The organism is Runella sp. CRIBMP, assembly GCF_009905605.1.
Taxonomy (GTDB): Bacteria; Bacteroidota; Bacteroidia; order Cytophagales; family Spirosomataceae; genus Runella.
The window spans coordinates 875,625-896,966 of record NZ_JAAAKZ010000002.1 but is presented as its reverse complement, the minus strand read 5'-3'; the positions used below and the strand labels follow the sequence as shown (position 1 = coordinate 896,966).

General features: G+C 44.9%; 20 protein-coding genes and 1 tRNA gene. 10 read left to right on the top strand and 11 right to left on the bottom strand.

Annotated elements, in window-relative coordinates; genetic code table 11:
- Positions 1-81 precede the first annotated feature (81 nt).
- The 3 genes from GVN20_RS08865 to GVN20_RS08855 all read right to left on the bottom strand — a co-directional run bounded on the left by GVN20_RS08865 (position 82) and on the right by GVN20_RS08855 (position 2,445).
- On the bottom strand, positions 82-1,239 hold the full coding sequence (locus GVN20_RS08865) for an MFS transporter (RefSeq protein ID WP_166557960.1): 1,158 nt from the start codon (positions 1,237-1,239) through the stop codon (positions 82-84).
- A 138-nt stretch (positions 1,240-1,377) separates the two neighbouring features.
- Complete coding sequence (locus GVN20_RS08860) at positions 1,378-1,767, bottom strand: VOC family protein (protein ID WP_166557959.1); 390 nt, start codon at positions 1,765-1,767, stop codon at positions 1,378-1,380.
- A gap of 9 nt (positions 1,768-1,776) precedes the next feature.
- Positions 1,777-2,445, bottom strand: a complete 669-nt coding sequence (locus tag GVN20_RS08855) for an HAD family phosphatase (protein ID WP_166557958.1) — start codon at positions 2,443-2,445, stop codon at positions 1,777-1,779.
- Positions 2,446-2,615: 170 nt separating this feature from the next.
- On the opposite strand from GVN20_RS08855, the gene GVN20_RS08850 reads away from it, so the two are divergent.
- The gene (locus GVN20_RS08850) at positions 2,616-3,485 is read left to right on the top strand and encodes an AraC family transcriptional regulator (protein ID WP_166557957.1); all 870 of its coding nucleotides are present in this window, start codon (positions 2,616-2,618) and stop codon (positions 3,483-3,485) included.
- Positions 3,486-3,566: 81 nt separating this feature from the next.
- Entirely contained in the window at positions 3,567-5,441 is a 1,875-nt protein-coding gene (locus GVN20_RS08845) for a glycoside hydrolase family 13 protein (protein WP_166557956.1), read from the top strand.
- A 27-nt stretch (positions 5,442-5,468) separates the two neighbouring features.
- Here the strand turns inward: GVN20_RS08845 and GVN20_RS08840 are convergent, their stop codons facing one another.
- The 3 genes from GVN20_RS08840 to GVN20_RS08830 all read right to left on the bottom strand — a co-directional run bounded on the left by GVN20_RS08840 (position 5,469) and on the right by GVN20_RS08830 (position 9,674).
- Positions 5,469-6,875, bottom strand: coding sequence for a tetratricopeptide repeat protein (locus GVN20_RS08840; protein ID WP_166557955.1), 1,407 nt, complete (start codon positions 6,873-6,875; stop codon positions 5,469-5,471).
- Positions 6,876-7,011: 136 nt separating this feature from the next.
- Positions 7,012-8,655, bottom strand: a complete 1,644-nt coding sequence (gene pafA / locus GVN20_RS08835; protein ID WP_166557954.1) for an alkaline phosphatase PafA — start codon at positions 8,653-8,655, stop codon at positions 7,012-7,014.
- A gap of 98 nt (positions 8,656-8,753) precedes the next feature.
- Positions 8,754-9,674: a LytTR family DNA-binding domain-containing protein gene (locus tag GVN20_RS08830; protein WP_166557953.1), complete on the bottom strand. Its 921-nt coding sequence runs from the start codon at positions 9,672-9,674 to the stop codon at positions 8,754-8,756.
- 360 nt (positions 9,675-10,034) lie between these two features.
- Between GVN20_RS08830 and elbB the strand changes: the two genes are divergently transcribed.
- Both elbB and GVN20_RS08820 read left to right on the top strand, forming a co-directional pair.
- Complete coding sequence (gene elbB, locus GVN20_RS08825; RefSeq protein ID WP_166557952.1) at positions 10,035-10,718, top strand: isoprenoid biosynthesis glyoxalase ElbB; 684 nt, start codon at positions 10,035-10,037, stop codon at positions 10,716-10,718.
- Between the two features lie 54 nt (positions 10,719-10,772).
- Positions 10,773-10,856 (top strand) — tRNA-Leu (locus GVN20_RS08820).
- Positions 10,857-10,951: 95 nt separating this feature from the next.
- Here GVN20_RS08820 and GVN20_RS08815 read toward each other — a convergent pair.
- The gene (locus GVN20_RS08815) at positions 10,952-11,299 is read right to left on the bottom strand and encodes a hypothetical protein (protein ID WP_166557951.1); all 348 of its coding nucleotides are present in this window, start codon (positions 11,297-11,299) and stop codon (positions 10,952-10,954) included.
- A gap of 290 nt (positions 11,300-11,589) precedes the next feature.
- Complete coding sequence (locus GVN20_RS08810) at positions 11,590-12,045, bottom strand: hypothetical protein (protein WP_166557950.1); 456 nt, start codon at positions 12,043-12,045, stop codon at positions 11,590-11,592.
- A 236-nt stretch (positions 12,046-12,281) separates the two neighbouring features.
- Here GVN20_RS08810 and GVN20_RS08805 point away from each other — a divergent pair, with 236 nt between their 5' ends.
- Genes GVN20_RS08805 through GVN20_RS08790 form a run of 4 tightly spaced genes read left to right on the top strand, consistent with a single transcriptional unit; the run spans position 12,282 to position 16,199 of the window.
- On the top strand, positions 12,282-13,868 hold the full coding sequence (locus tag GVN20_RS08805; RefSeq protein WP_166557949.1) for an McrB family protein: 1,587 nt from the start codon (positions 12,282-12,284) through the stop codon (positions 13,866-13,868).
- Complete coding sequence (locus tag GVN20_RS08800) at positions 13,858-15,009, top strand: VWA domain-containing protein (RefSeq protein WP_166557948.1); 1,152 nt, start codon at positions 13,858-13,860, stop codon at positions 15,007-15,009. Before GVN20_RS08805 ends, GVN20_RS08800 begins: the two co-directional genes overlap by 11 nt.
- Positions 15,010-15,062: 53 nt before the next feature.
- On the top strand, positions 15,063-15,305 hold the full coding sequence (locus GVN20_RS08795; RefSeq protein WP_166557947.1) for a MoaD/ThiS family protein: 243 nt from the start codon (positions 15,063-15,065) through the stop codon (positions 15,303-15,305).
- 48 nt (positions 15,306-15,353) lie between these two features.
- On the top strand, positions 15,354-16,199 hold the full coding sequence (locus tag GVN20_RS08790) for a hydroxymethylglutaryl-CoA lyase (protein WP_166557946.1): 846 nt from the start codon (positions 15,354-15,356) through the stop codon (positions 16,197-16,199).
- Between the two features lie 49 nt (positions 16,200-16,248).
- Here the strand turns inward: GVN20_RS08790 and GVN20_RS08785 are convergent, their stop codons facing one another.
- Complete coding sequence (locus tag GVN20_RS08785; RefSeq protein ID WP_166557945.1) at positions 16,249-16,779, bottom strand: DUF2480 family protein; 531 nt, start codon at positions 16,777-16,779, stop codon at positions 16,249-16,251.
- Positions 16,780-16,908: 129 nt separating this feature from the next.
- Between GVN20_RS08785 and GVN20_RS08780 the strand changes: the two genes are divergently transcribed.
- Positions 16,909-18,324 carry a CCA tRNA nucleotidyltransferase gene (locus tag GVN20_RS08780; RefSeq protein WP_166557944.1) on the top strand — a complete coding sequence of 472 codons (1,416 nt, stop codon included), beginning with the start codon at positions 16,909-16,911 and terminating at the stop codon, positions 18,322-18,324.
- A gap of 4 nt (positions 18,325-18,328) precedes the next feature.
- Here the strand turns inward: GVN20_RS08780 and GVN20_RS08775 are convergent, their stop codons facing one another.
- Positions 18,329-18,652, bottom strand: a complete 324-nt coding sequence (locus GVN20_RS08775) for a hypothetical protein (protein ID WP_166557943.1) — start codon at positions 18,650-18,652, stop codon at positions 18,329-18,331.
- A gap of 252 nt (positions 18,653-18,904) precedes the next feature.
- Positions 18,905-20,188 carry a Gfo/Idh/MocA family protein gene (locus GVN20_RS08770; protein ID WP_166557942.1) on the bottom strand — a complete coding sequence of 428 codons (1,284 nt, stop codon included), beginning with the start codon at positions 20,186-20,188 and terminating at the stop codon, positions 18,905-18,907.
- A gap of 225 nt (positions 20,189-20,413) precedes the next feature.
- Between GVN20_RS08770 and GVN20_RS08765 the strand changes: the two genes are divergently transcribed.
- A complete protein-coding gene (locus GVN20_RS08765) occupies positions 20,414-21,274 on the top strand; it encodes a sulfurtransferase (RefSeq protein ID WP_166557941.1) in 861 nt (286 codons plus the stop codon).
- Positions 21,275-21,342: the final 68 nt, after the last annotated feature.

Below are 21,342 nucleotides of genomic sequence, written 5' to 3'. Positions count from 1 at the left end.
CTGAATAAAGTTGTTCCTATAATTGGCCAAAAGTAACAAAAGCAGAAAAGTTTATCAAACCTTTCTGCTTTTGGCTCGAGTTTAATACAACTTGGAACGGCTGGATAAATATGCCCATATCAGTGCTAAAATGGCTACCAAACCGATAGCAAACGATAGATTGAGGGCGCTGGATACCAAGCCAATGATAGCAGGGCCAGCTAAGAATCCTGCCAAACTGAACGTATTCATGGCTGCAAGGCCCGCACCTTTGGCCATTCCAGGTACTCGGGCTGCGCTGCCGTAGAGGATAGGTGCTCCGCAAGAAACCCCCGCTCCAACCATTCCAAAGCCAAGAATGGCAGTAGAGGTATGGGGCAAAAGCACCGCAATCATGATGCCGATTGCGGCCAAAATTCCGCCCGATACCAGTATTTTTCGACTTCCGAAACGAGGAATGAGCGAATCGCCGATAAACCTCCCAGAGGCCATAAATAACGCATAAAAGGCAAATCCCCAGCCAATATAAAAGTCGTTTGACTTCACAATATCGCGCATGTACACGGCGGTCCAGTCGGCCATTGTGCCTTCGGTGACGTTGGTGCAAAATGAAATGGCAATCATGCCCATTAATATACGATTGGGCCACGCGAATTTAGGAACTTCCGTGGTTGTGCGTTTTTCTTCGTGAATACTCATAACAATAGGGCGCGCAATAAACGCAACCGAAATAATGAGTACCGATACGCCCGCAATGTGCAGGGCAGGGGAGACTTTAAGCCCCATCAAAATACTTGCCAGTGCCGAGCCAATCATGCCACCCGCGCTGAACATCCCGTGCGAGGTTGACATAATGTAGATGCCATCCTGACGCTCAATGGACGTAACGCAGGTATTCATGGCCACGTTGGTAAAGGCGATGCCGATACCCATCAGACCTAATCCAATGGAGGTCATCCAGAGGTAAGGCACATTGACGGGCAATGAATACGCAAGTGCCATACCCGTAAGTCCCCAAATAGTGGTTGCACGCATTCCGAATCGGTTGAGAATGAGTGCAGATAAAGGATTGGTGAGCGTGGAGGCAAGAGGCATACTTAGTAAAAGCAGGCCCAATTGGGCATCGCTCAGGGCAAATTTCTGCTTTACGTAAGGAATCCAAGTAACCCAGTTGCCAAACAGAAATCCCACCGACGCAAATATTGCGCCAATGGCTAAACTCCTGCTGTGGGTAAAATAGGTTTTTAAATGGGTTGTCATTTTTAGCTGAAAGAGGCTCAAATTCGGATAACACCGCGCCCTTTATTTTGAATGTGTATTTTTTTGAAAACTAAGTGCCTTTCGACGTCCATGACTCAATCATATCGTTGGTGAAACAAAGCACGTACTCCCTTAAACTCAATTCGTAATTTCAATTCTGTTTTGTTCAGGGTCAAATACGACGCTTTCGTAATAACCATCTCCCGTCCAGCGAGGCTCACCGACCACTTCGTAACCAGCACTGCGAAGACGCTCTGTGAATTCATTTACTTTTTCTTCACTTCCCACCGAAACGGCAAAATGAATCAGGCCCGTAAATTGCGCATATACATCGTTTGAATGCGCGGGTATACCAGTCATTTGCATGATTTCTAGCCGTGGACCTTGCTCAAACGAGAGAAAATAAGACTCAAATTGCTTTTTGGCGTTTACGTATTTTTTGTTGGAAACCGCCCCAAAATACAATTCATAAAATGTGCGCATCCGCTCCAAATCACGGCACCAAAGCGCTAGATGTTCGATGTACATGGAGGTAGATTATAACGTTGCGTTAATTAATTGTAGAACAGTCGAATACGACATGTCTAGGTAGTCGTTGATGTAAGCGCTGCACGGTGGGAGTTCGTCGGATGAATGAGACGTGGTGACGCCAATTACTTTCATCCCAGCGGCTAATCCCGCACTGACACCCGAAACCGAATCTTCAAAAACAACGCACTGTGAAGGCGAAACACCCAGTCGTTCGGCACTTTTGAGATACACTTCTGGGTTAGGTTTATGCTTCGTGACGTCCTTTTCGGAAAGCATAGAGCTCATTACTTCGTTTAGCAACGGGATTTGCCCCACCATCATTTCCAAGTTTTCGACTGGTGCTGAGGTTGCAATGCCTAGTTTGGCACCATTTTGTTTCAGATCAGCCAAAAATGGCAACAATCCAGGCAATGGTTCAACAATACTCGTGTATAATTCTCTGAACAGGGCTTCTTTTTCAAATTGCAATTGCAGCAGTTCTTCGGCCATTAATTCCCGTTTTAAAAAATAATTGAGAATATAGCTGTTGTGCTTGCCGTACATGTGGTTTTGAAGGTCATCTTCGGTGGGCACTATTTCATAACGGTCGAGAAATTTACGCCAGGCTACGTTGTGGGTGGGGTTGGTATCGGCAATGACGCCGTCCATGTCAAATATTACTGCAAGTTGCGACATAATAGAATAAGAAATGGGATATTATTGAGATACAAAAACATCCATTATCGATGAATGAGTTAATGATGGTACAAATTTACGGCCAATTTTCGGTTCAACTCTACGATTTTGTTTGCCACTTACAACACTCCATTGACTTTTTTTTGTAATTATGTGTCAAAATAAGCAAAATGGCACGTTTAGAATTTGAAAAAATACAGCCGACCGTCGGAAATTCCTTTCGGCTCTATCATGCCACCGACGAAGAAAGCTGCCGGGTATACTGGCACCATCATCCCGAATACGAAATCGTTTATATCCCCGCCGGAAAAGGACGTCGGCAGATTGGTCGGCATTTGTCGCGATACGAAGACGGCGAATTGGTTTTTATCGGTCCCAATATCCCCCATCTAAATTTTGCTTACGGACAAAGCAGTGATTTTGAGGAGTTTGTCATTCAATTGCGGGAGGATTTCTTAGGCAAAGAGTTTTTGAAAAACGTGGAGATGGAATCAATTCAATTGCTTTTTGAAAAGTCAAAACGGGGATTGGCCTTTGGGAGGGATACCAAGCGAAAAGTGGGAGAGAAAATCCAACAGATGCCCACGCAAACGGGATTCGAGCGCATGATGACGTTGCTGTGGGTGTTGCATGAAATGGCCTTGGCGGTCGACGTTGAATTGCTGCACTCGGAAGCCAATAGCCCCGACGTTCCGCCCAAGGAAACGGAACGCTTGCGTCGAATCTATTCGTTTGTCGAGACGCATTTCCAAACTGAAATAAACCCCCATGATGTGGCCGAAACCGTCAATCTAAGCTTGCCCGCTTTTTGTCGGTATTTCAAAAAAATGACCCACCAAACGTTTACAGAATTCGTCAACGACTACCGTATCAACCATGCCCGCGTGATGCTTCTGCAAAACATAAATGTGGCCGAGGTCGCGTATGAATGCGGATTTAATAATCTATCCCATTTTAACCGCACCTTTCGAAAACTCACTCATCAAAGCCCGGGCGAGTATCGGCGGCAGTTTTCAACGGCGCTTTATCCGTTATCTTAACATCATTAGTAGTATGCGTTAAAGCGGCTTATGGATGGGAAAGTTTTTTGATTATTTTTGAGAATTAAAATAATTTTTCCTATGATGAAATTTGCTAAGTGCTTGATTGTAAGCCTTCTGTTGGCTTCAGTAAATGCTGTGTTGGTAGCGCAAACGCTCGAAATTCAGCGTATTCACCCCACGAATTGGTGGATAGGGATGAAAAACCCGAATGTGCAGCTGCTCATTTATGGCAAAAATATCCACAAAGCAGCCGTGAGCGTAAACTATGCTGGGGTGCGTGTTCTCAAAACGCATACCGTTGAAAATCCCAATTATTTGTTTGTGGATTTGTCCATTTCCAAAGCGACAAAACCCGGAACCATGTCGTTGGTATTTACCCAAGGAGGCGCCAAAACCACTCAAAAATACGTTTTAAGCACCAAACGCCACCAACCTGTACCTATTAATTCTTCAGATTTTGTGTATTTACTTATGCCCGACCGCTTTGCCAACGGCGACGAGTCAAACGACCGTTTTGAAGATATGCTCGATACTAAAGCCGACAAAAATGTACCTTTCCTTCGTCACGGTGGCGACTTTCAGGGCATTATAAATCACTTGGATTATTTACAGGAATTGGGAGTAACCACGCTGTGGAATACGCCCGTCATTGAAAATGATACCAAACTCAAAAAAGAGTTACACGGCAATTTACAGGCGGCTTACCACGGTTATCATTTCAGCGATCATTATAAAATTGACCGACGTTTTGGCGGCAATGAAGGCTATAAGAAGCTTTCGACGGCCTTGCATCAGCGCGGCATGAAACTGATTCAGGATGCGGTCTATAACCACGTTTCGGAAGACCATTGGATGTACCTTGACCCTCCCACCAAAGATTGGTTTAATACGTGGCCTTCCTACACTGGCACCACCCACAAAGAACAAGCGATTACTGACCCTAACGGGGCCAATATTGACCGAAAATACCTTACCGATGGCTGGTTTACGCCTTTTTTGCCAGATGTCAACCAACGCAGTCCTTTTTTTGCCAACTATTTAATTCAACACGCCATTTGGAGTACCGAAGAATTTGGGTTGGATGGATGGCGCATCGACACGTACAAGTACAACGATATGCCTTTCATGAATCGCTGCAATCAGGCGTTGATGGATGAATATCCAAACCTGTTGATTTTTGGAGAAACTTGGGTAACCAACCCTGCGTTGTTGTCGTATTATGTACGAAACAATGTAAAGTTTCCTTTTGCCTGTAATCAGCCTGGTACTTGTGATTTTCCAAGCTTTCAAGCCATCAACGACGGGCTAAAAGAATCGTTTGGGTGGGATGGTGGAATCAACAGAGTGTATCATGCCTTGGCGCAGGATTTCCTTTATTATGACCCTTCCAAAATGGTTACATTTTTGGAGAACCACGATACCGACCGCTTCTTTTCGGTCATCGGGGAGGATTTCAACAAATACAAGTTGGGCGTTGCGTGGCTGCTGACTACGCGCGGGATTCCGCACTTTTATTACGGAACGGAAGTCTTGATGAAAAACTTCAAAAATCCTACTGATGCCGAAGTACGTCGGGATTTTTCGGGAGGATGGAAAACCGATACCCAAAATAAATTTGTGGCTTCGGGACGGACGGCCCGTGAGAACGAAGCCTTTGAGTTTGTCAAAAAATTGGCTAATTACCGCAAAAACACGCCTGCATTGCACAGCGGAAAATTCACGCAGTTTATTCCCCAAAACGGCTTTTACGTGTACTTTCGTCACAACGCGCAGAAGACCATTATGGTAGTAATGAATACGAACGCTGAGGCCGCTACGCTCGAAACGGCCCGTTTTTCCGAACGGATGCAGGGCTTTACCACGGCAAAAAATGCATTGACGGAAGAAACGATTTCTTCTTTGGCTTCCTTAAAAGTGCCCGCCATGACGGCGTGGGTATTGGAGTTGAAATAAAATAAGAAAGGTGCGGAAGCCCCTTTCTTATTTTCTGTATTGTTCAATTAATTTGAATAATGCCTTCTGTTTTTCCAGTTCTGGAAAGAAATCATACAGTTGCTCGTGGGCTTCGTAATCAAGGGTAAGCGCCACTTCAAGGTTGAGAATAGCTTCTCGATAATCGCCCGCGTGCAGGAGATAGGCCGTAGCTCGATAGTAGAGGCTTGCGTTGTCGGGAATGTCGTCGATGCCTTGCTGGATGATTTCGTAGGCGCGTTCAAATTGTCCTTGGTCAAACAACACCAATGACCATTTGAGCCACACATCTTCAAAATCAGGCTCTAGTTCAGCCGCTTTCTCAAAGGCTTCATTGCTGGATACTAAATTGCCGATTTTATATTCCAAGTCGGCTTGAATCAGCCAATAGTCCGCAACGTGTTCGTTTAGTTTAATGGCTTTTTGAATACAGTTGAGGGCTTCAATCCACTTCCCTTCCACGGCCAAACACACACTCACCCCAAACCAACCTTCGTCCCATTCCTTATCGAGTTTTAGGGCTTCGCGGTAATTGGCGAGGGCATTGCCGAAATCTTTGAGTTTCTCGTAGCTTGCTCCCAAGTGGCAATACAAATCAGCCGAAGGAGGCTCATGTTTCAACGTGAGCAGATAAGCCTCTTTAGCTTCTTCGAAGCGCTCCAGATTCATGTATGCATTGGCCATATTGAAATATGCCGATGCAAAATCCTCCTTGATCACCGTGGCGTAGTCGTAAGCGTTTAAGGCTTCGTCATAGCGGCCGAGTTTGCTGTAAACAATGCCAAGGTTGTACCATGCATTGGAAGAGTAAGGGTCACGATCAATGAGCTCATTGTAATAGTCGATGCTATTCTCCATTTGGCCTGTGATTTCCAGACAAAAAGCGAGTTCATAAAGCGCATTTTCATTTTCAAGATTGTGTTCAAGCGCTTTTTTATACCTTTCGATGGCTTCTTCGTATTTGCCGCCGTTTTGGTATGCTTGGCCAATCTGAAATAAAATATCGTCTTTTTCTTCTTCTTCAATGAAATTGAGCATCTGTTCATACACCTCTACCGACTGCTCGTATTCGCCCATCATGTTGTAAACTCCCCCCTGCATAAACAGCACATCTAAATCGTGGGGGTTGAAGAGTGCGGCCCGTTCGAGCAGGTTAATCGACTCATCAAATCGTTGATTTTGCGCCAGCAGGTGGGCTTTGTCAAGCATTAGTTCAAGCGAATAAGGGAAGTGCTCAAGGCCGAATTCACAGGCTTGAAGGGCGCGTTCCCAGTTCCCTTCCCCAATGTAATGCTCCACGATATGTTCGTAGGCATCTAAATCAAAAAATTGGCGTTCGTGGTTTTTAAGCATTACCTCAAATCGCTGTACTGAGTCCCGCCAATCTGGTTGTCTTTCCTCGAATTCTGGTTGCATATCCTGAATGTATGGGTAAGGTCTTATTCGAAAGATAGGAAAAAATCTTTTGTTGTCAAATTTTTAACAAAATATCCTGTAACTAAATTCAGCAACCTATTTTGGAGGAATTTGATGTAATTGATTGTCAGATGATTTATTTTTTCATGACATCTTCAATCACTTTTCCGATGTTTCCGCTGGGCTCTAAAATTTTAAGTAATGCCGCCAACGTAGGGGCGGTGTCGGCTACTGAAGTTCGCCCAAAGGTTTCTCCGGGCTTAATTCCCCAGCCATAAAACAACAACGGAATATGCGTGTCATAATTGTACGGGGCCCCGTGCGTAGCGGTTGAAGAGCCCGACATCCAGCCTGGTTCAATAACCATCTGAATGTCGCCACTGCGTTTTACGTGCGTGCCGTTTTTGTACAAGGTGAGCAAATATTCATTGATATTGGCATTGCCCAAATCATGCAGATTGAGCACATCGGCAATTCCGTCAAAATCAAGGAGTCTTTTACGAATCACTTTGCAGACATCGGCTACCTCCAGCTTTTTGGCTTCCAAGGTGGCATGGTTGAGGTAGATTTGGTAGTTTTCGGAGATGGTAATAAAATCGCCTTCGCCGAATTTTTCTTTCAGTGCGGCTTTGGCAGCGGCTACAATTTGTCCGATGTTGAGGCGACCTGCGGGCAAGCGGTTTTGCTTCCAGAGTTCTACCACATCCATCACGGCGTGGTCGGCAGAAATGAAAAATAGATAGTTGCCTTTACCCACCTGCTTGTCAAGCGAGGTCAGGATTTCAGCAATGTCGCGGTCAAGGCGTAGGTAAATATCCTGCTCCTCTACGGAGTTAGGGCCGAAAGCGTGACCTACGTAGTCGGGGGTAGAAAAGCTGATGGCTAAAAAATCGGTGGCCGTTCCTTTGCCGAGGTTTTCGTTTTTGATGGCTTCAAGCGCAATTTCTTTGGTGATGGTATTGCCGTGCGGTGTACTTGCCAGAATGCCGTAGGCGTCGCCTGCTATTCCTGCCAAATCGTACGGGAAAACGGATTTTTTGGCACCCGCAATTTTTGCTTCGTAGGGTTTGTCGTCGGCGGTACTTTCGGTGTATTGTTCAATGGGCAACAGTGTATTCCAGTTTTGCTTCATCAGTTCTGATGGGCGTTTTCTGGCGTTATAATCTTTGACCCACTGTGGCAAATCGTTCATGTAAAACGTACTCGTAATCCAGTTGCCAGTACGGCTGTCAAACCAATAGGCACCGTTGGCGGTATGACCAGCGGGAAGAATCGCGCCTCGGTCTTTGATGGCAACGCCGATGGTTTTTCCCTGAAAATTGTTTCCGATGCGCAGTTGGTCGGTGATGGTGCTGACCAATAAATTCTTGGGAGACATTTTGCCCGCCGAGTTGCTTGTGCCGACGGATTGAACCGTGCTGTCGGCTACACAGTACATTCCTTTGCCTAGTTTTTGGTCGTACCAGTCATTGCCTACAATACCGTGAATAGCGGGCGTGGAGCCTGTATACACCGAGGCGTGGCCGGCGGCGGTTACGGTAAGTGCATAATGGTAATGATGGTTGCGGCAGTTGAATCCTTCGCGTAAGAGGCGCTTAAAACCGCCTTCGCTGTATTTATCAAAATAACGGTACCAATAGTCGTAGCGCATTTGGTCTACTACTACGCCCACTACGAGTTTAGGGCGGGCCAGCTTTTCAGGCGATGAAGTTGATTTTTTTGTTTGGGCAAATAGGGTAGTTGTACACAGGATTGCCAATGAAAGTTTAAGATAGTGCATTATATCAGGTGTAGTTTGGAAAGAGAAATCGGGACGAATTTACGGCAAGTTTTTAAAAATACTTAAAAATGCCAAACCATTCTCTCGGAATGGTTTTTTTATGCAGGAGGGTTGGGCTCGTTTAAGCGCTTCTTGAGTTCCTTAACCCTTGCCCGTTGCATTACAAACTCTGTTTTGCTATCATTAAGTCTGACGATGTATTTGTCATTTTTTAAAAATGTGTAGGTTTTTAGAAAACTGAGGTTTAAAATCACCGATCGATTGATGCGATAAAACTGCTGAGGGTTGAGTTCGGCCTCCAGTTCAGACAAATTTTTGCGAATGTTATAGGTTCGCCCCTTTGTATACGCAAAATAGTTATTGGACTCTACTTCAATGTAAATAATATCCTGTAAGGACAAAATGGTCTCCCCCAAATCGTCCCACGCTTCAATGGCTTTGATGTATAATGGCAGAGGCTGGCCTGGGGCATCTGTGTTTTGAAGGTTTTTTTGCTTCCACTCGTTATAGTCTAGCAATAGGTTAGAATTCAGGTATATATACCCAAAAGGTAGCAAGACGTTTAAGTACGCTATAAACATATTCGGCTGAAAAAAATAGGTCGGAAAATACGTTTCCCATGAGTAGAAAGGATAGAAAAGAAATAAATACCTAATGCCGTTGGTGAGGGGGCTGAAGATAACAATGGAACCTAAAATGCAGGGGAGAAAGAGGAGTTCATACATCAACACACTTTTAAGGTTGAGTTTGAGGTGCGTGATTCGGAACAGACGAAGATACCTCGGGGCCACCTGCATAAAAATCAGAAAAGACACTACTTCAAACAGGGCGTTGAAGAATAAGGTCACTTTCAAGTAGTTGCCAATTCCACCTTGAAAAAGCGATGAAGCACCGCTTCGGTAGTCGTTAAATAGGGTGATTGACCAAAATAGCCCCACACCCATAATAAGGCTTATAATGAGAAAAAGAGGGTGTTTAAAAGCACGTAAAGTAACAGGCATCAAGGTAGGGTGCTTCATGGTTGAACGAAGTTGGCGTCTTTTGATAGTATAACGCTATAAACAGCCCACATTTCAACCCTAAAAATGCATTGTGTTGTCTTGTATGGGGTGCTTATTCACAGGAAAAGGATGATACTTGAATACCATCCTTTTCAAACTAAATTATATTTACTGTCTCCAAAAGATACAAAATCGTTACAACTAACTATGTTATTTGGACTATTCGTTTTTATTTTTTCATCACTATTCTGTTTTATTTTTTATAGCAATCCTTTGAAAAGTGGACACTGGGCTTTTTAAGGAGTTTGATTTTGCCTTTTGTGCTTGCAAATAATGGGCTACTTCTTCTATATTTGGACGTAAAATCACTGTAATGAAATGAAAAAAATTGGTGTTCTTTTGCACGGAAATGGCGTTTTTGACGGTTCCGAAATCCATGAATCCGTCTTTGCACTTTTAGCGATTGCAGAAGTTGGAGCTGAGGCGGTATGTTTTGCCCCAAACATAAATCAGCATCATGTTTTGAACCACATGACAGGGCAAGAAATGCCCGAAACCCGTAATGTGCTGATTGAATCGGCCCGTATTGCACGTGGAAATATCAAAGACATTGTAGATGTAAACACTAGTGAGTTGGACGGATTGGTAATGCCGGGCGGATTTGGTACGGCCAAAAACATCACCAAATGGGCTTTTGAAGGTCCGTCTGGCCCAATCTTGGAGTCGGTCAAAACGTTAATTGTGGCTTTGGTGCGTCAGGGCAAACCTATTGCGGGTTTGTGCATGAGCCCAACCACGATTGCCAAGGCGCTGGAAGGAACCGAATTTCATGCCCACTTGAGTGTTGGGACCACCGCAGAAGCATCTCCGTACGACATTGCCGCGATTTCGGCGGGAATGGAGTCCATTGGTCAGGTAGCCGAAATGGCGTCGGTGCGTGAGGTAGCGGTCGATAAAGACCTGAAAATCATTACGGCTCCGTGCTATATGATGGAAGCAAACATCGTAGAAGTACGCGAAAACATTAGACTGGCGATAGAAAAGTTAATTTCTTTGGCTTAAAACTTGCGAATTAATTTTCATACAACTACTTTTGCAACCCCAAACAAAGGAAATGGCGAAGTGGTGGAATTGGTAGACACGCTACTTTGAGGGGGTAGTGGGCGTTAGCCTGTAGGAGTTCGAGTCTCCTCTTCGTCACAAAAAAAACCGCTTTACGGCAACGTAAAGCGGTTTTTTGCATTTTGTCAGTTCCAATATCAGGAAATCTTTTAAAATCTTCTCCAAGGGGTATTTTAGGAATGAGCTGCCGTTTGGTCCAAACATCTATTGATTTCTTCGCTGAATTCACTGTCGGTCAATTCGCCTTTTTCGTGGCGAAGCGAAAGGCTTCTAAGCCAGCCCTCGCGGGTCTTTTCCATCACTTCAGGGGCTGGTTTTAAAAAGTACACCGCTAGGTCATCCGACATAAATGCAGGCATTCCATTAGTATCAACGGTACTAAGACGGCTTTTGCGCTCGATGTAGACTTCTGCTTCTTGATGGGATTCGGTTTCTGAATGGACGTCAAAGCGGTGAGGGCCTGGCCATTCTCCAAAAATCAAGCATATTGCTAAGGCGGTAAAGATCAAAGCTAACAGCATAACCTTACAGTTTAAGAGAAAGGCAGAAAAACAAAAAGGTCAATAACCACGAACACCCGATTAGTTGTAATTGCAAAAGTCATTTAAGATGCTTTACAAAAATAGCAGAAAATTGGCAAAGTTATACTCCACTTCTAACATTATCAATGAGTCTGATTAGATTGATAATCAGCCATAAGACTGAGCCATGTTCCAAACTGCTGTTTTAACAAACTAAGTTTTACTTCAGACTGATATTAGCATCCGTTTTGCGTTTTTTTATCTGCCTTGATTATTTCTGGACAGAAGAACTACTGCTTTATTTCAAACAGCTTTATCAAAAAACTGTCTAACGTTTCAGCTCGTTTGGGGGGATTTTCAATAAACCTTCCGTCGCTTTTTAACAGACAGTTTTCGAGGGGTGCTTCTTTATTTAGGGCTGATTCAATGATTTCACTGACGGCCACTACGTATCCTTCGTACAAAATATCAACTCTAAATCGGGCTTTGACAATGGACGAAGCGTGAGGATTGATGAGCCATCCGCTCACAATTTCGTGTTGTTGAAGGGTGTCAAAACGAACGTATTCTTTGCCTCTCAATTGCTCTTTGACGGCATCAACGATGATAGGCTCATCCATGTCTTTAATTTCAAATTTCTCGGTCCATACAACGGCGTGATTTCGGGCAACAAATCGGCCATACGAAAAAGTTTGGGCGTAGGAAACGAGTGGAAAAAGACAAAAGAACAGCAATCGAATAGGCATATTTATTGGGATGGGATTGATGGCAAAAGAATGACGTGCAACTGGGTTACTCTTTAACGTAAACGATTTTCAAAAGGATAAGTTATTTCTTCAAAAACGTAAATTAGCGTCATAAAAACCGTTTTTACCTTTGACTAGCGTAAAGTTATTGGGTGTTTGGGCGGCATTTACTGCAAAATTACGGGAGTTTTGTAATTTGCAGAAGAATGGGAAGTTCTGGAAGTAGATTCTATATTATGAAAAGTACAGTCACCGAGCGTGATATTTTGATCAAGCAGATTCGTCGTATAAACCAATACGACGCAGTTCGGCGCTTTTTTAAGTTGTTGAAGGAGATGATTGACAGCTTAGACCTGCCTCCCAACTCGTCTCAAATTGCGTTTACCGTCAGTGAAAAGCACCCCCGAATTACGGCAAATCTAAATAACCACACCTGCTTGCAGATTTCAGGAAAAAAGGAAAATGTAGGAGTTGGGTTATTATTTAAAAAAGAGCTTTTGAACAAAGCCCCGTTGAAGAATAGTAAGATCGTTTTTGAGGATAAAAGTACATCTGATTATACACTGGGTTGGATTAAATACGCCGATAAGCATTTGTGGCAAAACGAAAGTATTGTGCAGCATTGGATTGATTCGTTGCAGGATTTAAAACAAATTGCCACCTCGACCAACCACCGCGAGTTACACAATAATGCGGTTTATCATGCTGCCGAAGACGATGCCTTTAACGCAGAAGTGTTGGGATTAGCAGAAAAAAGATATGAGATAACGAGTGGAAAAACGACGCTTAAAGACTCGGAAGAAGTGTATAAAGTACCCGTTGAAAAACCTCTAATTCCTCTTAATTACGTTTTGTATGGCCCGCCAGGAACGGGCAAAACCTACGAAGTTCAGCAGCTTTGTCGAGTGTATTCACACAAATTTATCACTTTCCATCAATCCTTTAGTTATGAGGAGTTTGTGGAAGGAATCCGCCCCGAAACCATCGGTGATAAAATTAGCTATCGGGTAAGGAAAGGGGTTTTTTATGAGGCCTGTTTGGAGGCGCTTCGGAAAGCAGATTACCAAAGTTTTGAAGGTTGCATCACGGATGCAGCCGAAACCCGAAAAGCAAGATTTGACCGCTCAGAGCCCGTTTTTATGGTTATTGACGAAATCAACCGTGCCAATATCTCCAAGGTGCTGGGCGAGCTCATCACGCTCATTGAACCGTCTAAGCGGTTGGGGGCTGAAAATGAGCTGTGGGTTACGTTGCCGTATTCGCAGGAGCGTTTTGGAGTGCCGCCCAATTTGTACATTCTAGGTACAATGAACTCTGCCGACCGTTCCATCGCCCTGTTGGATACGGCCCTGCGCCGACGGTTTCATTTTGCCGAGCGTCAACCCAACGAAACGCTGCTCGAAGGCAGGGTTATTGAAACTACTGATTTAGGGCGACTGTTGCGCACGCTCAACGAACGCATCGAATTTTTGCACGACCGTGACCACGTTATAGGGCACGCGTATTTGATGAACATTGATACATTTGAGCAACTTTGCAAGGCCATGCGAGACCAGATTATTCCGTTGTTGCAGGAGTATTTTTATGATGATTGGCGTAAGATTCAGCTGGTATTGGCCGACAATGACCGTTGGGGTAAACCCACTGATTGTAAGCTAATTCAGGTGAAAAAACAATACACGTCATCTCTTGAACGGGAACTTTTTGGCGAAGACCTCGAAAACGCCGAAAATGTAATAACTTATGAACCGAATCCTGCCTTAGCAGAAGGCCGTTTTGAAGACTTGCCTAAGGACATTTTCAAGTGGATTTATGAGAAATAACCTCATCGCCCGACAAACTTCTCTCTCTGGGCACATAGTGGCCTTTAGCCGTTTTTTGCGGGCGAGTGGTATGCCCGTTGGGCCAGACCGTGAGGCAGATGCGCTCAAAGCACTGGCCGAAATCAACGTGGGCGACGAAGTACAGTTTTATCTGGCATTGCGCAGTATTTATCCCCAAAACCGCAAACAACTTCGGGAGTTTGACGAGCTGTATGTAAAGTATTGGAAAGAACTTGCCAAAGCCGATGATTCCAAAATAAAAGAAGACGCCGAAGAGAGCAAATCGAAAAAAAAGAAAAATAACCAAAACGGTGAAGCGTCGTTTGAAGCCCTGAAAAACTGGCTCAGTGGTAACCGTCAACCCGAGCAGGAGGAACTTGCCTCGTATAGTTTGGGCGAGCCGCTTTCACAAAAAGATTTTGGTTCGTATACCGACGAAGATTTGTACGAAGCGCGGAAAATCATCCGGACTTTGGTGCAGCGAATGGCCAAAACCATGAGCCGCCGCTACGAAGCGGCTCGTAGCGGTGGTCAGTTGGATTTGCGGCGCGTACTGCGCAACAACTTTCGGAAAGGTGATGAAATCATTGATTTATTTTACCGCCGTCCCGCCCGCAATAAAATTCGGTTGGTGCTCCTCTGCGACGTGAGCAAATCCATGGAGCTTTACAGCCGTTTTTGGGTGCAGTTTATGTTTGCGTTTCAGAATTTGTACCAATCCATCGAAACCTTCGTGTTTAGCACGCACCTGTGCCGTATTACCGAAGATTTAAAAGAAATGGAGTACACCAAGGCCCTCGAAAATCTTACCGAACGTGTGCCACATTGGTCGGGGGGGACTGATATTGGAGCCGTTTTGCGTGAGTTTGTACAAGAATACGCCATGCGTAAGCTCAATTCTCGCACCATTGTGCTCATCATCAGCGATGGCATGGATACGGGTGAAGGCGACGATTTGGCGCTGAATATGGAGCGCATTCGTCGGAAAGCCCGCCGGGTTATTTGGCTAAATCCGCTGGCGGGTTCGCCTGATTATCGCCCCGAAGTGAAGGCGCTTAAAGCGGTGTTGCCGCACTTGGATTTGCACGCGCCCGCCCACAATTTGGAGAGCCTCAAACGGGTGGTGGAGCAGTTGCGATGAATGTTTTTAAAAGGATAAATGTTGAGAAACTATACAAATTTTAGTTAGTACAAATGAACCTTAAAATACTATCCTTCGGGATTGCCAAAGAAATAATCGGTCAGCTCGAATTGCCCGTACAGTTGTCTGACTCAGCAACCGTAGCCGATTTGAAGCAGTTTTTGATTGCTCAATTTCCTGATTTTCAGAAGTTAACTTCGCTACGGGTAGCCGTCAATACCGAATACGCCGACGATTCGACCCTGTTGCATTCCAACGACGAAATCGTGCTCATTCCGCCCGTCAGCGGAGGCTAAATTGTTTTTACACCTTGATTGAATTTTTTCATTATTTACCAATACACTGTGAAACTCATTGAATGTCCACGGGATGCCATGCAGGGGCTGACCGATTTTGTTCCCACGGAAACAAAAATAAATTACTTAAATCGTCTGTTGCAGGTAGGTTTCGACACGCTTGACTTTGGCAGTTTTGTTTCGCCCAAAGCCATTCCGCAGATGCGCGATACGGCGGAGGTGGTCGAAAAATTGGATATGTCTGCTACAAAAACCAAGTTGCTCGCCATCGTCGCCAATCTAAGGGGGGCGCAGGATGCGGCTATATTTGAGCAGATTACGTATTTAGGTTTTCCATTATCCATCTCCGAAACATTTCAACACAAAAACACAAATAAGACCATTGCGCAAGCGTTTGAGGAAGTGAGCGAAATTCAAAACCTGTGTTTGAACGCCAACAAACAATTGGTCGTGTATCTTTCGATGGGTTTTGGGAATCATTATGGCGACCCGTACAGCCCCGAGCTGGTGGAGCAATTTTCGGAGCGTTTGGTGGGAATGGGCATCAACATCATCGCCCCTTCAGACACCATCGGAACGAGTACTACCGATGACATTAAAACGTTGTACGGACATTTGCTCAAAAAATTCCCAAATGTTGAATTTGGAGCGCATCTTCATGCTAAATCGAGCCACGTGGCCAAGAAAGTAAGAGCCGCCTACAAAACGGGCGTCAGGCGCATTGATTGTGCGGTTCGGGGTTTTGGAGGTTGCCCACTGGCCGAAGATAAACTGGTAGGAAATTTGGCTACGGAATTGGTTGTGAGCGAGTTGAATCAGTTAGAAGCAAAACTGACCATCGACGAGCAACAACTGGCGCAGGCGATGTTGGCCTCTCAGTATGTTTTTGGATAAAAAAGGTCAGAAAATTTGTCGTAAGAACGCCTTTCTGACCTTTTTCTGGCTAAGCATTGACCGCTTCTTGCGTATTTTTTGGCCGCTTGTAAAGAGGTACGGTGCTGCATGGCTCACCAAACATAAGTGTTTGGGCCACAGGCTGTAATTTGCGTGTTATTTCTACATATGCCGCGGTAGGTACGGGGTGTTTGCTGCACCCTTTTACCACGACGCGGGCATCCCGATAGTCTTCGGGATTGATGTGGTTGATGGCATCAAAATAAAGCTTTTCTTCCAAGTCATTCAGGTTTCCAAAAACCACCGAATTGGCATAAGGCTCTAGATGTAGGGCTAGCAACATATACGCCCATGTGGGGATGATGGCATCCTCTGTACAGGTGATGGCAACGTTTTGGCCCTTGTATTGCGACCAATCGTGGCTCTTCAAAAATTCTCGAAAATCCTTCTCTTTCAGAATCATTCCCATGAAGAGATTCTCTTTCAAGTCGTAAAGTACGCGTGCCCCAGGGTGGTAATAATCTTCTAAATCTAACGTAACGAGGCCGCTTTTGGCAACGCGGTTGATGATTTCTTCCATTTTACTAAATAGTATGCTTTGCACTTAATGCAACACACATTACTGGTCGAAAGTTTGTGAACGCCGGGCATAAATAGCAAATTTGTTGTTCGACAAATGCTACCTTTGCAGCTTATAAAGTTTGGAAGAATGAATTTTAGTGAAGTCTTAGATAAACATTCTATTTTTAACGTTGTCGCTCAATCTGCCAAAGACCTTGGAGTAGACGCCTATGTGATAGGAGGTTATGTACGTGATTTAATTTTAAAGCGTCCTTCCAAAGACATCGATATTGTATCAATCGGGAGTGGCATTGCGTTGGCGGAGGCGGTTGCCAAAAAGCTTGGCGTACACGTGAATGTATTTAAGAATTTTGGCACTGCGCAGTTTCGGGTGGATGATTTAGACATTGAATTTGTGGGTGCACGGCGCGAATCTTACCGTACAGAATCCCGCAAACCAATTGTGGAAGACGGTACCCTGCACGACGACCAAAATCGGCGAGATTTTACCATCAATGCCATGGGTATCAGCCTAAATGCTGACAACTATGGCGAGTTGATTGACCCTTTCAACGGCATCGATGATTTGCGCAGAAAACTCATTCGCACACCGCTTGACCCCGAAATTACCTTCTCTGACGACCCGTTGCGCATGATGCGGGCGGTGCGTTTTGCGACTCAACTGAATTTTGACATTGAACCCGATACCTTTGATGGTCTGGTCAAAACCGCCGAGCGCATTGATATTATTTCCAAAGAGAGAATCAACGACGAACTTAACAAAATCATCTTGTCGGCGGTGCCTTCCTACGGCTTTAAATTGTTGCACCAAGCAGGTATTTTAAAGCGAATATTTCCAGAATTTGTAGAATTGCAAGGGGCTGAGTATCAGGACGGAAAAGGCCATAAGGATAATTTTTATCATACATTACAGGTATTGGATAATATTTCCAAACATACCGACGACCTTTGGTTGCGTTGGGCAGCCATCATGCACGATATAGCCAAACCCGCCACCAAGCGTTTTGATAAAAAAGTGGGCTGGACCTTCCACGGTCACGAAGATTTGGGCGCGCGCTTTACACCGCGCATTTTTCGTCAAATGAAATTGCCTATGAACGAAAACATGCGCTTTGTTCAAAAACTCGTTCGGCTTCACTTGCGGCCCATCGCCCTGTCGAAAGAGACCATTTCTGATTCCGCATTGCGGCGGTTATTGTTTGATGCAGGTGCCGATTTGGAGGCGTTGATGACCCTTTGTCGGGCCGATATAACTTCCAAAAACCCCGAAAAAGTCAAAAAACACCTGTCGAATTTCGACAAAGTTGAACAAAAACTCTACGACCTCGAAGCCCGAGACCAAATACGAAATTTTCAGCCCGTCATCACTGGGGAGGTTATCATGGAAGCCTTTGGCCTGAAACCTTCTGCAGAAGTCGGAGTCATTAAAACGGCGGTACGTGAGGCGATTTTGGATGGGATTATCCCCAATGTTTTCGAGCCTGCCTATGCTTTTATGCTCGAAGAAGGAAAAAAAATGGGATTGACACCCGTGGTTTCTTAACCATTTATCTTGATTTTACGATGGGCATTTCGTCGATGCCCAAAGTAGACAGAGTGGGGTTTAATGTATAGGGCGTAATGGTTATTTTGAATACTTTATGGCCAGCCACGTCGAAATCACATGTGTATTTTCCTTTGGCCTGCAAACTCCGATACACCGCTGAATAATTGATTTTGAGCGGCCAGCCATTTAGGGCTAATTGCGACGATATATTTTCAATGGTTTTCTTCAGATTTGAAAAATAGGTAACAAACGGTTCGCGCTGGCGTAAATTATTGAGCGAACCGATGTAGGTGATGCGCACTTCGTAAATGGTTTGTTGGAGCATTTTCCGTGATTTTTTGCCAAAAATTTGAGTTGAATCAAGTTTTTGCAATTTTATGAAAAACTATTTGATTATTTTTCAAGGGCTAAACTTTTTTACCTGCTTCGTCGTTTTAACTATAATTGCATAAAAAAGAAAAAAGCCGTTGGTCTCTCAGCGGCTTTTTCATTGTATCAAACTTCCTTTTTCTCTCTTAGATTTTTCTCTTTCCATTTCGGCATCCTTCATTTCTGACATGCCTATGACTTAGTTTTTTTATATCCAGTCCCAACCTTTTCGATATTCGCGTGACAATAAATCATTGGCTTCGCCGTCGTGACGGAATTTTTCCTTTTTTGGGTTCCAGTGTAACTCCCGCCCCAGACGCCACGAAATAAGTCCAAGGTGCATAGGTAGTGTCATTTGACGGGCGTATTCGAGGTTAGATTCGGGCTGAGTACGGGTCTTTACGGCGTTTACAAAATTTTGCTGATGCCCAGGCGACCGCTGAATGCTGAGGGGAACGGTTTCGACATCGTTCATGAGCATTCCGCCGATGTTAATTTCGCGGGTGTTATAATCACAGAGAAGCGTGCCTTTATCCCCTTCAAAATAGGCACCAATGCCTCGATTGGCTGCTCCTGGCACGTTGGGTGGGGTGGTAGTCCAGTAAATTTTGAGATTGTCGAACTGATAATCTATATCAATCCATTTGGGGGTGTCGCCAATACCCTCTCCAACTTCTCCTTTGGCGCTGACGGTAGTAAGATTTTGGGGATTGATGGCCCACCAGACCACATCGGCAATGTGACTCCAAAAATCCTGATACACCCCTCCTGAATAATCCAGAAAATAGCGATAATTGAAATGACACCGCTCGGGCGTGTATTTTGAATAAGGGGCTGGCCCGAGCCAAAAATCCCAATTGAGCGTAGACGGTGGTTCCTGATAGTTGGCTGGTCCAAGTACTGGCGGTGCTCCAGGTTTCCAAAGGCGCACGGTATGAACGTTTCCAATGGCTCCCGAACGAATGATTTCAACGACGCGGTGGTAGTTGTCTCCTGCGTGGATTTGGGTGCCCAACTGAAAAATTCGGTCGTGGCGTTTGAGCGATTTAAGCATTTTTTGCCCTTCATGCACGCTGTAAGACAGCGGTTTTTCGCCGTACACATCTTTTCCCGCTTCAAACGCCAAGATTGCTACTTGGGCGTGCCAATGGTCGGGCGTGGCGCAGGTGATGGCGTCAATGTCTTTGCGTTCTAATATTCGACGAAAATCGCTGTATAATTGGACTTTTGCGTCGGGTTGTAAACCCAACAAGGTTTTTTGAGCGGCGGCTAAATGCGTTTCGTCTAAGTCGCACAGCGCCGCTACTTCTACTTCTGGCAACCCTGCAAACCATTTCAGGTGTTGCGTTCCCATACCACCCAATCCGATGTGGGCTACCCGCAAGCGGTCGCTGGGGGCTACTTTACGCGTAAAACCTGTCAGAAATGGAAGGCTGAGGGCGGCAGCACTGCTCTGTTTTATAAAACGGCGTCGATTCAGAAGGTGGCTCATACGTTGGATGAAAGTTTATTTCAAAAGCGTAAAATGCGCTGATTCTCACCGTAAACTGATAAGAAGAAAAAAGTTCTAAGCCTCCGAATAAGAAAGTCAGAGGGCTTATTTGAATTGCGGAAGCCTAAAAAAAACACCCTTTAACCCTAAATTAACCCTTTTTTATTCAAAAGTCAGTACCTAACTTGCGTATATATTATGAATTAACCCAAACGTCTGAACGATATGCCACAAAAGTTATCTCCGATTAGTAAGCCATCCGAATTGGTCGCGTCAGTACAGGAAAAAAATCTGGTTATTGTGGACGCACGGGCAGGAGCTGGAGCAAAAGAAAGATACGCCGCCGGCCATTTAGAAGGAGCATTGTTTGTTGATTTGGAAAAACAATTGGCCAATGTGCCAGCAGATGCCTCAAAAGGAGGCCGCCATCCATTGCCTGACCTTACGCAATTTGCGCAAGTGTTGACCCAACTTGGCATCGGGCCCGACACGCACGTTGTAGTGTACGATGACAAAAACGGGGGAAATGCAGCCGCTCGTTTTTGGTGGATGCTGAAAGCCATCGGCCACGAAAATGTACAAGTGCTCGACGGCGGGTTGGATGCGGCCGTAAAGGCTGGATTCCCTGTCAGCTCAGGAGAAGAGACGCCTGCTACTCCCGAAAAAACCTATGAAATACTGCAATGGATGTTGCCGTTGTCGGACATCAACGAAGTGGAAAAAGTAGCCAATGATGCTGATTATCTGGTGATTGATGTGCGTGATAAAGACCGTTTTGACGGAAAAGTTGAACCCATTGATTTGATTGCGGGGCACATTCCGGGTGCGGCCAATATCCCTTTTACGAGCAATTTGGACGCGAATGGATTTTTTCTTTCACCCGCCGAACTGAAAGAAAAATACACAGAAGCCTTGAATGGAAGAGACGCCCAGCATGTCATCGTTCATTGCGGTTCGGGCGTGACCGCCTGTCATACGTTGCTTGCCATGGCCTATGCTGAAATGGAGATTCCCAAACTCTACGTGGGTTCGTGGAGCGAATGGTCAAGAACCGACCGTCCGATGTTTACTTTGTCGAAAGATTAGACACAGGTATAATAAAAACTAACATCCCTCTTTTGGTAAGACTACCAAAAGAGGGATGTTATATGTCA